Raw genomic sequence first — 15,631 nt, forward strand, 5'->3', positions numbered from 1 at the left:
CTCTTCGTAACTCTTTTGCTTTAGGTTTAAGAAACCAATCTACTTAGGACGCTTCGCTCCGTAGCGGGAACGGCTCTGTTTTCTATTTTTTACGGCAGCACAATCTAAAGCACCTCGAACGATATGATAACGCACCCCTGGCAAATCTTTAACTCTTCCGCCTTGAACCAAAACGATGCTGTGCTCCTGCAAGTTATGACCTTCTCCACCGATGTAGGCAATCACCTCTTGTCCATTAGACAAGCGAACCCAAGCTACCTTACGCAAAGCAGAGTTTGGTTTCTTAGGAGTTTTAGTTTTTACCTGAAGACAGACCCCTCTTTTTTGAGGAGACTTTTGTAAAGCTGGAGATTTCTTTCTAGTTGCGCCAGACTGACGCTTCTTACGTATTAACTGATTAATCGTCGGCATGTACTCTTCTCGATTCAACCTCTCTTACAAACAGAGGAATATAGAATAAGAATATCTTTGTTTGCAAGGGGTTATTTCTAGGACTAGTAAGAGTTTATGAGACTCTACAATAATTTTTATTAAAAAACATTTATCCCAAAAAATTTTCTTAAAATGCTGTTTTTTAAAAAGAATTAATAAAAAAAGGGTTGAACCCTTGCTGATAAAATGATTTCTTAGAATACTGTTAGTTCAAAAATTTGGAAACAAGACCTGCATCATGAAAGTTGTTGTGAATCCTGCTTGCGAACCTTCTCAAGCACCCACTCCAGTATTGCCGCAGAATCAGCGAACCGCATTTTTCAGAAATACCGCAATGTTGACCTGTAGCCTTATATTCACTTTATGTTCAGCAGTTCTATTTATTATCGGTCTTTTCCCTCAAACTACTATTCCTTTCGCTGGAGCATTTTTTGTGATCGGGATGTTTCTTGCGTTTTCGGCGTTAAGTATTTTTCTTATCGCTCTTGTCTATAACATGAAGAACTGGCTATCCAATAAGCCTATTCCCTTACCGTTTTTCTCCAACATTAATTTTCTTGTCGCGAAAGAAAAATAATTCTTTTTTGCCTTCTTTGTCGACAAAACTTTTTTTTCGATGCGAACAAATAAATAACCAGACACTTGAGGCTTTATAAAGCAAAAGCCGACTCAAGTTTGAGCGACGCCTGTCGAAGATACGAATAATCATCATCAATAGAGATATTCGTAATGAAGAGACTCGCTCGCTTTTGTCTTCTAATCCTAACTTTCTTTCCACAACTTGCTTTTTCCTCGGCGCCTCTTCGACAACAAGATATTCGCAAAACAGTAGAAAAACTCGTCGAGCATCATATAGATACGAAGCAAATTTCTCCGTATATTCTCACACGCTCGTTAGAAGATTATGTTCGAGCATTTGATTCTCATAAGGCCTATCTAACCAGAGACGAAGTGCAATCCTACGCTTTTTCAAAAGAAGCAACGCAGCCTTTGTTTAAACAATATCAAGAAGACAACTTTTCTTCGTTTAGAATGCTGAATGCTTGTATCCAACAAAGCATTTCTCGAGCAAGGGAATGGCGCGCTATGTGGTTAGCAGACGCTGTACGCGTTATCCAAGACGCAGCCTCCCACTCTATCCAGAAAAAACCCTCCGCATGGGCCTCTTCTATCGAAGAAGTGCGAGAAAGACAATACGATCTTCTTCTTTCTTACGCCTCTATCTACTTAGAAGACGCAGCAAAAAATCGTTACCAGGGTAAAGAACATGCATTAGTACGATTATGCATTCGCCAAATCGAAAACCACGAAAATCCTTACATAGGCATCAATGACCAAGGGCATAAGATGTCTTCTGAAGAAGAAGCAAACAGCTTCCATATTCGTGTTATTAAATCCATTGCGCATAGTTTAGATGCGCACACAGCCTATTTCAGCAAAGAAGAAGCTCTATCTATGAGAGCTCAATTAGAGAAAGGCATGTGTGGGATAGGGGTAGTTCTTAAAGAAGATATTGATGGTGTGGTTGTTAAAGAAATCCTTCCTGGCGGTCCTGCCGACAAAACGGGAAGTCTTCGCGTAGGAGATATTATTTACCGCGTTAACGGAAAAAACATTGAGAATATTCCCTTCCCTGGAGTGTTGGATGCTCTGAGAGGATCCGCAGGATCTTCCGTAACGTTGGACATTCACCGACAAGATAATGACCATATCATTCATCTACGTAGAGAAAAAATTCTTTTAGAGACTCGTCGTGTTGACGCATCTTATGAGCCCTATGGTAATGGGGTTATCGGTAAAATCACTTTACACTCTTTTTATGAAGGAGAACAGGTATCCAGCGAACAGGATCTACGCCGAGCCATTCGAGAGCTGCAGGAAAAAAATCTTCTAGGCCTAGTCCTTGACATTCGAGAAAACACTGGAGGATTTTTATCTCAAGCCATCAAAGTTTCTGGCTTATTCCTAACCAATGGAGTCGTGGTTGTCTCCCGCTACGCAGATGGATCAGTAAAACGCTATCGCACCATATCCCCTCAAAAATTTTATGATGGACCATTAGCTATTTTGGTCTCCAAAAGCTCTGCTTCTGCAGCAGAGATTGTTGCTCAGACTCTTCAAGATTATGGTGTAGCTCTTGTTGTGGGAGACCAACAAACCTACGGCAAGGGGACCATTCAGCATCAAACGATTACCGGAGACAATTCTCAAGAAGATTTCTTTAAAGTGACCGTAGGGAGATATTATTCTCCTTCAGGAAAATCCACCCAACTTGAGGGTGTTAAATCGGATATTGTCATACCATCTCGCTACGCAGAGGATGATCTTGGCGAGCGCTTTTTAGAGAACGCTCTACCAGCTGACCAATACGAGAATGTTTTGAACGACAACCTAGGAGATCTTGATGTCAATATCCGTCCTTGGTTCCAAAAATATTACTTGCCGCATTTACAAAAGCAAGAATTTACATGGAAGGAGCTGCTGCCTCAACTTGCCCGTAATAGTCAAGAGCGACTGGAAAAAAACAAGAACTTCGAGATATTCATCCAACATCTCAAAAAAGCGAACAAGCAAGACCGGTCTTTTGGAAGTAATGATCTACAAATGGAAGAGACTGTTAATATTATTAAAGATATGATCCTTCTGAAAACTTCATTGCGAGCGCCTGAGCAATAAAATCAAAGAAAAAATTTTACCCTCTTTGTAAGCACCTATTTAGTTAGAAGGAGATCTGCTATAGAGATTTCCTTCTAACTTTTTTTTATTGATTCACTCGTTGCTGGATAAAAATTCAAGGGTATTCTCTATATGGTTTAAATTATCTTCCGTGAATACTTTATTAGAATTATTAAGTATCCCATCGTCTAAAACGTCTTCAGATGTTTTCAATAGCGTTTTACATAATGCCCACCTGTCTCTGGAGCAAAAACCATTTAGAGATAAAATCCCCAAGCAGATATTCACACATCCCAAAAGAGCCGGGATAGTTAAATAACTTGCATTAACAACTAACGCAACTTCGGGAACTATAAATAACAAAGCAATACTGGCAATAACCAAAAGCACACCAACCACGACCAATCCCACCTTAAATGCGGTAGAAGATAGAAGACTTGAGGCGCGATCTTTTAGAGTCGATGACTTGGTATCTCTAGGAATATCTTGTGATGAATTGGGAGATGGGGCTCCCGAAACAACGGATACAGTGCTCATATTTCCCCTCCTATTTGTGTTGTCGGACAGGGAGTCTACACAAACACTTATTTTTCTAAAACCCGTCTAGAACGCTATGTGAGCAGGAAAATAAAACACCGTTTTTTGCAACAAAACAAAAAAGCTGCCCAGGAAGCATCCTGGACAGCTTTATCACACACACTATCAATGATTAATAGATGTGGGTATTCTCAGTGTCAGATACAGGGACTGTCAATGTGTCGGAGGAAAGAATAGCCTCTCCACGAGCATCGCCAGCTGATACAGCTTTCAACGTTACAGAAAACTCCACCGTTTCTTTAGAACCTAATCTAGGTAACGCATCAAACACTACCGTATTGCCTGTAATTGTTCCTTTAGTTGGCCCAGAGAAGGATACTGGTTGCAATTCTTTAGAGAATTTCAAGATTAAAGAAACATTAGTATCTTCTGCAGACCCTCTGTTTGTCACACAGATGCGATAAACAGTATTTTCCCCTACGCAAACCGGATCACAGGTATCAACTACACACATGTGAGTCGCAGCAACCCCCTTCCAGTAAGTTGTTGCCTCTGCGCAAGATGTACAAGTACCACAATCGGAGCAGCTTTTCACAACGACGTTATTTGTAAATTGCCCAGGAGTTTGCGCTCTTACTAAAACTTTATATTGCAGGGATTCTCCAGGATTGAGTTCTTTCACAGTCCAAACTACTTTATTACAAGAAATTTGAGCTCCAGGTGCCTCAATGACAGTTACTCCAGGAGAAAGTGTATCTTCGACTACAACGTCTCGTAAAATCAGGTCTCCAGGATTAGAAACAGAGATCACATATTCTACAGGTTTACAAACGTAAGACCAATCAGCTCCAGCGATATTTACTTGTACGCAAGGCTCATTGATTACCGTTGTTACGCTAGCCGTATTTTTATGTCCACCACAGTAAGAAACTGTCGCGATGTTTGTAGCTCGCCCGCGTTTAAGAGGGCAAAACTCAACAGTAACTACTTTCTGTTCTCCGGGCTGCATATCCCCTAGGGTGTATGTCAACACACGCTGTCCAGATGAGTGAGCAAAGCCATCCGGAACAGGATTTTCTAGCACAACGTTACGAGCTGTAGCTGTTCCTTGGTTAACTACGAGAATTTTGTAGGTTACAGGGCAACGCAAACATGCGCATTCAGGACCTTCCTGTTTAACGCAGATTGCAGGCTGACCACATTTTGTAACCGAACGAATCTCTGGACAAGCACAAACCGTTGCAGCAGTAAAACAGCAGCCTTCTTTAAGAGGTTTTACCCATACAGTAATTTTACTTTCTTCGCCTTGTCCTAACCGATCAATTTTCCAAACTAGCTTACCGTCAGCAGTAGGAGTTGTAGCTGGATCGCTACTAACGAACTCTGCTTCGCAAGGTAATTGCTGTGTAATGATGACATCAACACAATCTCTTTTTCCTTTAGCAGTGATCTCAATAGGATAAGGAGATCCTACCGTAGCATATTCAGGAACAGACTGCGTGATTTCTACATTACGATCGTCATTAACTTTGACGGTGTACATTTTTCCAAAGCAAGAATCCTGTTTAGGACCAGTAGATTTAGACTCCCGAACTGGAGCAACCGCCTGGTTATGAACTACAGGAGTTTCTTTTTGATGATTTTTTCTTGCTTTTTTGTCTTTGTGATGAGAAGCAGTATTTTTCGCTTTGGTGTCAGCTAAGCTAATAACGTTTGTAGAGAGAGACTCTGCCATAGAGGTCTCTAACACCCCGCTAGCAAATAAACTCGCCACACTAGTCACCGCGAAGATCGTCACTGCTCGTCTGATGAGTTTGTTCATTGGATCTCCTATTCGCATAGATTATTTTTTGTCTGCCATCGGGTAGAAATTGTTATTAACTAACTTTTACCCTCAACATTTTCTTCTAGCTGAAATAGTTAGTAAGGAAAGGTGTTTTCCTTACTAACTACATCTGTTGTGGGTAGGCTTTTAACTAGCGCTACCTATTGTCTACATCTGCCGTCAGCTGGAATGCCTCTAGCTTGAGGTCCTTGTTTACCCTCATGGTTTACATCCCCTCCGCAAGGTTTGCAGGCTGGGACATACCCGTTACAAGAGTTGCAACCACCGTCTCCATCTCTCTTCTTAGATTCACAAGGGGAACATTTAATAGGTGCGCATGGATCTTCGAAGCAACAGTCAACGATACGACAACAACTACTTAAAGAAACAACACTGCATAAAGCAGCGAGCAAAGCAGTTTTTTTCATAACTTCCAGACTCCTTTCTAGAAAAGGGCTCTCGAAGTTTCTTTTATCGATAAAAGGGATTCTTTTAGTAATAAAAGAAACCGGCCCTCATAGACAATATTACATTATAAAATAAAAATTATATCAATTCTTTTTTAAAAAGACGGCTTTATAAAAGATAATAAACAAACCTAGTTCAACAAAAAGCTTTTAGGTTAAATCACTATATTTCAAATGCCTGCGACATTTTAAACAAAAAGAATCTTCAACCAGAAAATCTGAAAACAAAAAAAGCTAACTAGCCAAACTATAGAAAACAAATAAATTAACTATATAATAAGAAAATCGGAGGGGGTAGAAAGATGAAAAAACTTTTCTTTTTGATAATCACAACTATCGCTCTCCTGACACCAGGGTGTTCTTATGAACCTCCTAAGAGAGAGTATATTTTGGCGCATAGATGCTCGCCTCTTTTCAAACGAGCCCAAACCTTAGACTTCTCCCTAGCTCAGGCCGTTTTTGAAAAAACTTTTTCTCCTCCCCAGAATCCCGAAGAATATTTTCAGAACTAGAATGTTGAAAAACGAATTTCTTCGAGAGGCTGCTCTTGCAACATCTTATCAATCTGCTGCTGCTGTTTCTTAGAAATCCCTCCCAATAGATTTTGGGCATGGGTAAGTCGAGCTCTTGTCCGAGCTTTCCCCAATAATTCCATAGAATCAAAAAGAGGCAGCCCCTGCTTCTCTCCCGTAATAGCAACATACAGTAGTGGAATCACCGCTTTTTTATGGTGAACTTGGAAAGCCTCGGCCAACCACTTAGATCCTTGATAGAAGAAATCTTTTTCCCACAAATCCTTCTTCTCTAAATACTTAACCAAAGCATAAAGCATAACAGTAGCCTGTTCTGGACTGAGCGAAGAAGGCAACAGCTCTTCTTTAGTGTACTCTGGAATATCTGTGAAAAAGAATCCGGTTAACCGAACAAAATCTGCTAGTGTGGTGATGCGTGTCTGACACAGCGGAAGAATTTTTAGTAAAAATTCATCATTCCACAACCATTCCTTTAACTCCTTCAATAGACTCTCTGGAGATCCTTCATGATTGAGATAATGTTTATTCATCCAATCTAACTTACGGATATCAAAAACAGCTCCAGATCTACCAATACGTTTAGGATCAAATGTTTCGATCAAACGCTGCATGGAATAAATTTCTTCATCCCCCTCCATGCTATATCCCATGAGAGTCAAGAAATTCATAAATGCTTCCTTCTTGTATCCCGCGTCTCGATAGTAGAAAATGGAAGTAGGATTTTTTCTTTTTGATAGTTTGCTTCCATCGGGGTTAAGAAGGAGTGGCATATGGAAAAACTGAGGAGGCTCCCATCCAAAAGCTTCGTAAAGAAGAAGATGTTTCGGAGTGGAGCTTAACCACTCTTCCCCTCGCAATACATGCGTGATCTTCATCAAATGGTCATCAACGACATTGGCAAAATGATAGGTTGGGAATCCATCAGATTTTATCAAGACCTGGTCATCAACATCCGCCCAAGGAAAAACTACGCGGCCCTTGCACTGATCCTCAAAAACGCTTTCTCCTGTCAACGGAACCTTCAATCGAATAGTGTAAGGTTGGCCCTGTTCCTCCCTCTGTCGCACTTCCTCTGCAGAGAGATATCGATATCGGCGGTCATAACCACCTCTATAGCCTAAAGTACTGGCGACTGCCCGCATCTCTTGCAGCTCTTGAGGAGTAGCAAAACATTTATAAGCATAATCCGTTTGTAAGAGAATTTGCGCATATTCCCTATAGATCTCAGTGCGTTCAGATTGACGATACGGCCCATAAGCTCCTCCAATATCTGGACCTTCATCCCAACGAATTCCACACCATTTGAGTGCTGAGAAAATATTTTTTTCATAATCATCACGACTTCGAGTCTGATCTGTATCCTCAATCCTCAAAATCATTTGTCCATTAAATTTTCTTGCAAAAACTTCATTAAACAGAGCCATGTAAGCAGTCCCTACATGAGGATCTCCTGTAGGAGAAGGGGCCACTCTAACGCGTACATTTTGGAAAGTCATTCGCTACTAACTCGGAAAAGGATTCTATTTTTGTGAAAGAACTCCCCATCTTCCAGGGTTCCTGTCTTATCTTTCAGGCATAAAATCGGACCGTTCAAAGCCCTATGCCTCTAAACAATACCAAAGAAATTCATTCTTGGCGACTTTAACAAAGGCAAAAACAAGAGTTTTTCTAACCTCTTTTTCAAGAGAAAAAAAAAGCCTCCTTCGGAATCCCGAAGGAGGCCCAGGCCCCTCCCTGCATGTGCCCTCACAGAGAAGGTCTTGGCTCTATGAGATCAAATTTTCGGCGTCCGTCAGCAGCTCTGCCGCCCCTAAAGCTCCGAACCCTTCCTTCATAGCAGCAAGATGCTTGCCCTTTCGCTCAACCTCTTTCTTAAGATAATCGTTTCGATATCTCTCTACTTCTGAGACATGAATTACCCAAGCTGACCCTCTACGCTCTCCTTTCATAGCACCAATACGAGTAGCATAGTAAATCTTTTGCTCAGGAACATTGAGCATGGATGCTACTTGACCCACAGAATAAAACCCTTTCTCGTTGTCAAACAGCAATTCCCCTTGGTAGGTAGATTTGGCTCTTGAATAACGGTTTTTTCTGTAATCTTCTAAATCTTGCAGATCAATTTCCCAGCGCGTGGTTTTCAACGCCTTTAGCTTCTTCTGTTTAATAGCAACATAAATAGCCTGACGTGTCACATTGTGCAACTTGGCAGCCTGAGTAATCGACACCCTTTGTTCAGGAGCTGAGGCAGAACTTTCTTCTTGCCGCGTCTCTTGCTGAGGATCTCGAACTTGTTCTTCTTCGGTCCATGTATCTTGTTGTAAGCATTCCATACGACTGTTTAGTCCTCCCCCGTCCACTTAAAAACAAATACTTTTTTTTCTTTTTTTCTAGGCTTGTTGCGTGAATAATGGCTCTGTCATCCCAATAACCCTCCCCCAGAGCAGCTTCTGCAGCTCTAGAGCAGACAAGCCCTTTCACTAACACTCTCTTCTTAGGGCTAGCAAGCGACCGCCAAAAAAATCTCAACCCCCTTAAAAAGAGAAAGTAATATTTTCCCAACAAAAAACTTATTAATCAAGCTGTTTGTTAAAAATAAATGCTATTTTTGAAACAAACCTTTGTAAATTTTTTTACAATTACGACTGACAAGAGAAGAGAAGGGGGACAAAAAAATCGCAAATTCTCCGCTCTCATCACAAACAAGATAAAAGGATACATTAAAACAATAGATTAGGAGGCATTGCCCCCCTCAAAAATTTTACAGATTTCCTGGGAAAATCTCGCAATCAGGACGCCAGTATACGAAAGTCCTGGATAAGAAGCCGCACAGCCCCATGAGCTGACCGCCTCGTAACACGCAACGTGTAGGCAATCTCTAGAGGCATATTCCAATTGGCTTTGAGTAAACTGATTTTATCTCCCTGACCAAAAGCCGTGCCCTCTAAATTTCTTTCCCCGCTATTCAAATATAATTTCACGTGATTTCCAGGTAGTAGCTTCGGATATCGCACCTGTATAGCCTTTGTATAAAAAACAGGAGACAGATTCCCCTTACCAAAAGGCTCCAATAGCTCCATAGAAGAGATCAGATCGCGGTTAATATGAGAAAAATCCATGTCCACATCTAGGGGAAGAGTGCGCATAGCCTCATCTTTTCTCAAAGAAGAGCTCACCAAATGAATAAATTTCTTTCTAAAACCTTCTACTTGATCCTCTTTGATCATCAGCCCTGCAGCAAAATCATGCCCCCCATAAGATAGAAAAAAGGGTTCGCACTTGCGGAGCACTCCCAATAGAGGAAACGATCCTATAGTACGTAAAGATCCTTTCCCCACACCATTTTGAAGCGAAATAATTGCTACCGGTTTGTTATAGGTGCGCGCTAAACGAGCAGAAATAATCGGGATCACTCTAGAGTGCCAATTAGGAGAGGCTAGCACAATCGCAGCTTGGGCAGTTAGCTTAGGATTTGCTGCCAAAATCCTTTCCACATCTCGAAGCACCTCAGCCTCTATACGCTGGCGCTCCTGATTTACAGTAGCGAGTTCTGAAACAATCGCTCCAATAGCTCGTGAATCTTGGGACAAAAGCAATCTAACCCCTTGGTCAGAATCTGCTAATCTCCCTAGGCTATTTAATTTGGGGGTGATTCGAATTCCTAAATTGGTTGAAGAAACTTCACATTTATCTACTCCAGATAAAGAACAAAGTCTTTTCAAACCCAAACGCTTTCCTTTGGCGATTTCTTTAATTCCATAGGCAACCAAAATACGATTTTCACCGGAAAGTCTCCCAACATCCGCAATCGTTCCTAAGCTTACCAAATCCAAAAATCGCACCAAGTCTATTTTATCTGTCCAAGAGGAGTCTTGTTTAATAAGCTCCTCATAAGTTGCGCTGACTAGCTTAAAAGCAACGCCAACACCTGTCAGTTCCTTATTAGGATAAGGATTTTTATCTAATTTCGGATTCAGCATGGCAACACAATGGGGAAGTCTCCCTGTAGGCATGTGATGATCTGTGACAATCACATCTATGCCTTGTTTATTCATTGCCTGCACTTCCTTCCCTGCAGTAACGCCGCAATCTACCGTAATTAATAAAGAAACTTTATCCTGCAGCATTTGCGAGATCAAAGAGGAGGTTTCTCCATGTTGCTTAAATAAGGTCCCCGAACAACAATAGCTCGTTTTCACTCCAAGTATTTGTAAAAATTCTACAAGTAAAGTTACGCCTGTTATACCGTCTACATCACTATCACCATAGATCATCACATGCTCATTATTTTCCTTAGCTAGGAGTAGCCGCGCTACAGCCTTTTCCATATCTAAGAACAGATCGGTAGGGTGTAATTCCGAGAGTTGTGGATCCAAAAAATCCCGGATTTTTTGGATAGATTGGAAGCCTCGAGATACAAGAACTTGAGCAATGGCAGGATGAAGATTGAATTCCTTTATAATCTCCCTCAGGAATACCTCATTACGCTCAGGATAAGCCCATTTTTGTCCAAGTGCAGATAGAGAGTCTTTTTCCATATATTCTCATCACCAGAGGAAAACTCCTTTTAAAAAAAAGCTCCTTCCCCCTTCAGGAGGAAAGGAGCCTGATTATAACCCCATACTCTGGGATTACATACGCTGACGCTGGGCGCTTTTACTGTGGGGAATTTTGTTCTTCCTTGCGCACCATAAACAGGAGAAGCGGAGGCGCTATATATAACGAAGATAGCGTCCCCAATAAGATTCCTACTGTCATAATGAACGCAAAATTGAAAATAGAGCCACCTCCAATAAATAACAAAATGACCAACACAGATAGGGTAGTCGCGGTGGTCATAACCGTACGTCCCAGTGTTTTCTGCAAAGCGTCATTGATTAATATTGGCATTGGGGTAAACAGTTTTTCACGGCGATCCTCCCGAATACGATCAAAAATAATCAACGTATTGTTCAAAGAGTAACCTAACACTGTCATCAATGCGCCTATCGCCTGCAAATCGATCTGTATTCTTTGTAAAAAGAAATGCAGAGCAACTAACACAGAGCATGTTGCTAACAAATCATGCAGCAAAGCACAAATGGCACTGAAAGCATATCTCCATTCAAAACGTAAGCTAACATAAAGCAGGATAATTCCCAAGGCCCCCAATAATGCGAAGATTGCCTGTGTACGCATTTTATTGGAAAGTTGCCCGCTAACCTTAAACCAGCTGCCTTGAGAGGCATCGAATGCCATAGAAGAAGTAGAACTTCCAGAATCCGATAATACTTGCAGAACCCGAGCCAAATGATAGTCTGGCCCTTGCTGTTCTACATTCCCTCCATCCTTTCGCTCCACCCAATCTAAAGCATTCTGAGAAAGATAGATCTTAACCTTTCCAGAGCTATCGGCTTTACGTACACGATAATCTCGAGAAGATAATCCTATTTGCTGGAATCGTTTTTTCAAGACGGAACACATTTGCTCTGGATTATAGTCACATACATCGGCATCCAAAGTCAGCGCATATCCTCCTTTGAAATCCATGCCTAAAATAGAGTCCCAGGCACCAAATCCCAATCCAATACAACCTAAAACAACAACTGTTCCAGAAACCATCCACAAACGTTTACATTCTTTTAAGAAGTTGTGTTTGATCCCGATAAACTTGTTCATCATATGTAATTGGGTCTCCCTTGTTTTTCTTACCCAAATTACGAAAAAGAACTTCGTCATGAACAAAGCTGTGAACATGGAGGAAAAAATACCAATGATCAAGGTTAGGGCAAAGCCTTTGATAGGGCCTGTATCAAGCATAAGAAGCAATGCTGAAGCCAAAATAGTCGTTAAATTCGAATCAAAAATTGCACTAAAAGCTTTCTTGTACCCAGCCTCTACAGATTCCGATAAACTTCTGGTCAATAGATATTCTTCTCGAATTCTCTCGAAAACCAAAACATTGGCATCTACAGCCATTCCCATAGCTAAGATAATCCCAGCCAATCCGGACAAGGTGAGAGGAGCATCTAAATATTGTATAGCGGCCCAAATAAGCAATAAATTCAAAAGAACCGCTACCGAAGCAATGACTCCTCCAAATTTGTAGTAAACACTCATCAACACAATGAGAGCCGTGAGTCCCAACACTATCGAAAGAATCCCTTGCAACCGCTGCGTACTTCCTAATTCTGGAGAAACGACTTCCTCACTTAAAATTTCTGGAATGAAGGACATGGCTCCAGATTTAAGATCTGCAGCCAAACGGTTCACTTCCCTATACGAAAAATTCCCAGAAACACTGGCATGATCCCTTAGAGGGACATTCAAGACTGGAGCACTAATAACATATCCATCTAAAATCACAGCCATACGCCATCCTCGTCCTCCAGAGAAATGGCTATTTTGTGTTTTACTTACTCCTTCTTGACAGAACTTCGAAGTCCAAGCGTGGAATTGGTGCACAGGAGTTTCCTTACTGTCTAAAGAGACAGCTTTATCCTTCACGCCGAAGTTTAAAACATAACCCTCCCCTACAGCAAATTCTGGACGGATGTTCTTAAGAGAGGCCCCCTCTAAAGCATGGTTTCTAAACACGATCATAAGAGGGTTTACTTGATCTCCAGAATCTTTTTCTACCGCAATCATCGAGTATTGCGTATCTAAACAAGCCCCTCCCCCCTCACACTCTTTGGAAAAATCTAATCCCGCTTCTTTCAGTTTCTCAACAGCAACGCGAACATTGGCGGGAACAGCTCCTTGATCTCCGTGGAAAATAGCTGCTGCTAAATGATTAATATTTCTAGGAGATGCTTCATCAAGACTACGTGCAGTAAACCAAAGATAATCCAAGAAAGTTTGTACTTCGTAACGTAAAGGGCTTCTTGAAGAAAACTGCTCATTCACTACGTGAAAAGACATTTTCGAAGTTCCCAAGATATCCGCAGAAGACAGGTTAGCGGCTCCAGGAATGCTTACCTGTAGATGATCCCCCTCTCTTTGCATGCTGACTTCTGATACTCCCAGTTTATTTAACCGGGCATACAACTCATCAGAGACTTTATCAATGCTTTCCTTGTCTGTTACAACATTCCCCTGATGGTCTCGGAAAGCTAATCGAATTTGCTTCCCTCCTACGAAATCTGTACCAAATCGTAAAACATGCTCCCCTCGAGAATACTTTCTTACATTTAACTTAAAATTCTCGATAAAAACATTTTTATGAGGAATCGCTGCTCGCAACCGCACCTGAGGATTCATAGAACACTGCGCCTGCCGATACTGCTCATCCCAGCGCACTAACTCTGCCTGCTGAGCCTTCTCAATACGATTCATCACAGCCAAACGGTCGCGAATATCCCGAACTTCAAGGGAAGCATCCCCAAAGCTTTGGACAAACTCCTCTCCCCAAATTTGTATGATGCGCTGTAAAGGTTCTTTGATTTCTAGAATTCGATCCTCTCCTAAACTCCAAGACACAGCATCCGTATGAACAAAACATGCATACAAATTCTGCAAATCTTGCTGTAAAAGAGCAGCTTCTTCGGCTCCAGCATTTTCATATTTAGCAATGATCGAACGTAAACCTTTGAAAACAATATATACGGATCCTTTAGAAAAATGCCGGCAGCTTCTATCTGGGGAAAAAATAAAACATCCCAAAGCATCGCTTTCCACAGGGGCTCTGCTGTACACAGGAAAATTTTCTGTAGATAAATCACAGGTTCCTGCAGCAGGCCGATTCAGAACCAAAGCCGTTAAATGTTCCCCTATTCTTTGGCACACCCGGCTCCCCTGCAAAACAATCCTACCGCTTGCAGCCTCATCCCTGAGCCGTACGGCAAATCCAGATTCCGTTTCTTCAACTGAACGATTCAAGCGAGTAGCTATGTGCTGTTTTTCAACAACAAACAGCCGCTCCAAATCCAAGCGCTCATTGCCCACCAGTTGTTGACGCTTAGCAATAACCTCTGCATCAAAATGGAATAATAACTTGCCATCACCAGTCAATGACATCGATGAGAAACAAGGCGAAAGCTCACTACAATCTACCACATTCCCGACGACTTTAGGGCTGATCTCATTCCAACGCACATTACGAGAGTGTAAAAAATAAGCGGCTTCTTTAAGTTCCTCTCGATATTCTTTGACATCTTCATGCTGTAAAGCTTTTTCGAGCCTAGCCAAAAAAGCGAAAAAATCTCGCTCCGAACCTAAAAAACGCGATAAGAAAGCCTGCGTCTTTCCTGTAGGCAATAATCGCAAACCAGAACAAACACTCTGCGCTATATGGGCGACTTTTTCTATAGGCATAGAGTCCCATAGGGAATGATACCCGCATTCACAGAGGGTTTCTGATTCCATAAAAACGTTCGTTGCAATCGCTGCTAATTCCTGTGACACGGTAAGTTCTTTATCTTCATAAGAAACAAAAGAAAGATCTTCTTCTGTTAAAGAAGTCACTAAACTTCCTGAGACTTGAACAACTGTTTCCCCTGAGAGTTCAGAACTTCCCACGACATGTAGTCGCGCCGATTTAACAGGAACTGTAGGTTCACCATGAACCACATTATCAACGAAAGTGGCAGCCTCTTCTGCTAGAGGGAAATGAACATTTACTACCCCCGGGATGCTGGGATGTTGTTTAATAACCCCGCGCAATTTTAATGTAGATAAAATCTTTGCAACACGAACCGTCAAATCATTTCGTGTATCCGTAACCTGCTTGGTTAGCCTCTCTATAATCCTCTGCGCCTCTCTTCCATCTATTTTCCTATTCAAAGGACGCGAATAGTATAAACAGGTAGGTAAAACGTGATATAAAGCCAAAGCAAAGACAAAAATTATAACACTTAGATTTCGCTTAAAATTACGCTTCATTATGAGGCTCTTCGTTATTCGTGAATTCTGCGAATGCAGCTACTTAGCCCTACGCTAAAGCAGCAAGAAGGAAGTTCTAGGCTCTTCAAAACATATGGGTTTAGAAAAGAAAAAAGCCCTCTCAATGACAAGAGAAGGAGCCCAGAGTCTCCCTCATTTTCGACGTTTAGAGATAAGCTGAGATGGAAGGGTTCTTACAAAAAAAACAGTCGCTTTCCAAGGATTCCACTCAATTCATATAGAAAACTCTCGCCTAACGCCTGGTTAAGGCAAGATTTTCCCCGGACTATACCCTTTGTTCA

General features: G+C 41.5%; 11 protein-coding genes. 3 read left to right on the plus strand and 8 right to left on the minus strand.

All coding sequences use genetic code 11. The annotated features are described in order from the left end of the window. Window positions 1-39: 39 nt before the first annotated feature. Window positions 40-411, minus strand: a complete 372-nt coding sequence (rpsL, locus tag B6E89_RS02400; RefSeq protein WP_009871794.1) for a 30S ribosomal protein S12 — start codon at window positions 409-411, stop codon at window positions 40-42. 259 nt (window positions 412-670) lie between these two features. Here rpsL and B6E89_RS02405 point away from each other — a divergent pair, with 259 nt between their 5' ends. Continuing rightward, window positions 671-1,009 (plus strand): hypothetical protein, encoded by a 339-nt coding sequence (locus tag B6E89_RS02405; protein ID WP_035406589.1) that lies wholly within the window; start codon window positions 671-673, stop codon window positions 1,007-1,009. 152 nt (window positions 1,010-1,161) lie between these two features. After that, complete coding sequence (gene tsp / locus B6E89_RS02410; RefSeq protein ID WP_080133095.1) at window positions 1,162-3,108, plus strand: tail-specific protease Tsp; 1,947 nt, start codon at window positions 1,162-1,164, stop codon at window positions 3,106-3,108. A 93-nt stretch (window positions 3,109-3,201) separates the two neighbouring features. On the opposite strand, the gene B6E89_RS02415 is transcribed toward tsp, so the two are convergent. From B6E89_RS02415 to B6E89_RS02425, 3 genes are all read right to left on the minus strand, one after another. Further along, window positions 3,202-3,645: a cysteine-rich outer membrane protein gene (locus B6E89_RS02415; protein ID WP_080123834.1), complete on the minus strand. Its 444-nt coding sequence runs from the start codon at window positions 3,643-3,645 to the stop codon at window positions 3,202-3,204. Between the two features lie 172 nt (window positions 3,646-3,817). Next, on the minus strand, window positions 3,818-5,485 hold the full coding sequence (gene omcB / locus B6E89_RS02420; protein ID WP_087877871.1) for an outer membrane complex protein OmcB: 1,668 nt from the start codon (window positions 5,483-5,485) through the stop codon (window positions 3,818-3,820). A 146-nt stretch (window positions 5,486-5,631) separates the two neighbouring features. Further along, on the minus strand, window positions 5,632-5,898 hold the full coding sequence (locus B6E89_RS02425; RefSeq protein WP_035406600.1) for a small cysteine-rich outer membrane protein: 267 nt from the start codon (window positions 5,896-5,898) through the stop codon (window positions 5,632-5,634). A gap of 341 nt (window positions 5,899-6,239) precedes the next feature. Between B6E89_RS02425 and B6E89_RS02430 the strand changes: the two genes are divergently transcribed. Beyond that, window positions 6,240-6,449 (plus strand): hypothetical protein, encoded by a 210-nt coding sequence (locus B6E89_RS02430; protein ID WP_035406603.1) that lies wholly within the window; start codon window positions 6,240-6,242, stop codon window positions 6,447-6,449. Here B6E89_RS02430 and gltX read toward each other — a convergent pair. The 4 genes from gltX to secD form a co-directional block, all read right to left on the minus strand. Then, on the minus strand, window positions 6,446-7,966 hold the full coding sequence (gltX, locus tag B6E89_RS02435; RefSeq protein ID WP_035406606.1) for a glutamate--tRNA ligase: 1,521 nt from the start codon (window positions 7,964-7,966) through the stop codon (window positions 6,446-6,448). The genes B6E89_RS02430 and gltX overlap by 4 nt on opposite strands. Window positions 7,967-8,236: 270 nt before the next feature. Then, on the minus strand, window positions 8,237-8,803 hold the full coding sequence (locus tag B6E89_RS02440) for a helix-turn-helix domain-containing protein (RefSeq protein ID WP_035406662.1): 567 nt from the start codon (window positions 8,801-8,803) through the stop codon (window positions 8,237-8,239). Window positions 8,804-9,259: 456 nt separating this feature from the next. After that, window positions 9,260-11,008 carry a single-stranded-DNA-specific exonuclease RecJ gene (recJ, locus tag B6E89_RS02445; RefSeq protein ID WP_080133096.1) on the minus strand — a complete coding sequence of 583 codons (1,749 nt, stop codon included), beginning with the start codon at window positions 11,006-11,008 and terminating at the stop codon, window positions 9,260-9,262. Between the two features lie 118 nt (window positions 11,009-11,126). After that, complete coding sequence (gene secD, locus B6E89_RS02450; protein WP_080133097.1) at window positions 11,127-15,329, minus strand: protein translocase subunit SecD; 4,203 nt, start codon at window positions 15,327-15,329, stop codon at window positions 11,127-11,129. Between the last annotated feature and the right edge of the window lie 302 nt (window positions 15,330-15,631).

The organism is Chlamydia suis, assembly GCF_900169085.1.
Taxonomy (GTDB): domain Bacteria; phylum Chlamydiota; class Chlamydiia; order Chlamydiales; family Chlamydiaceae; genus Chlamydia; species Chlamydia suis.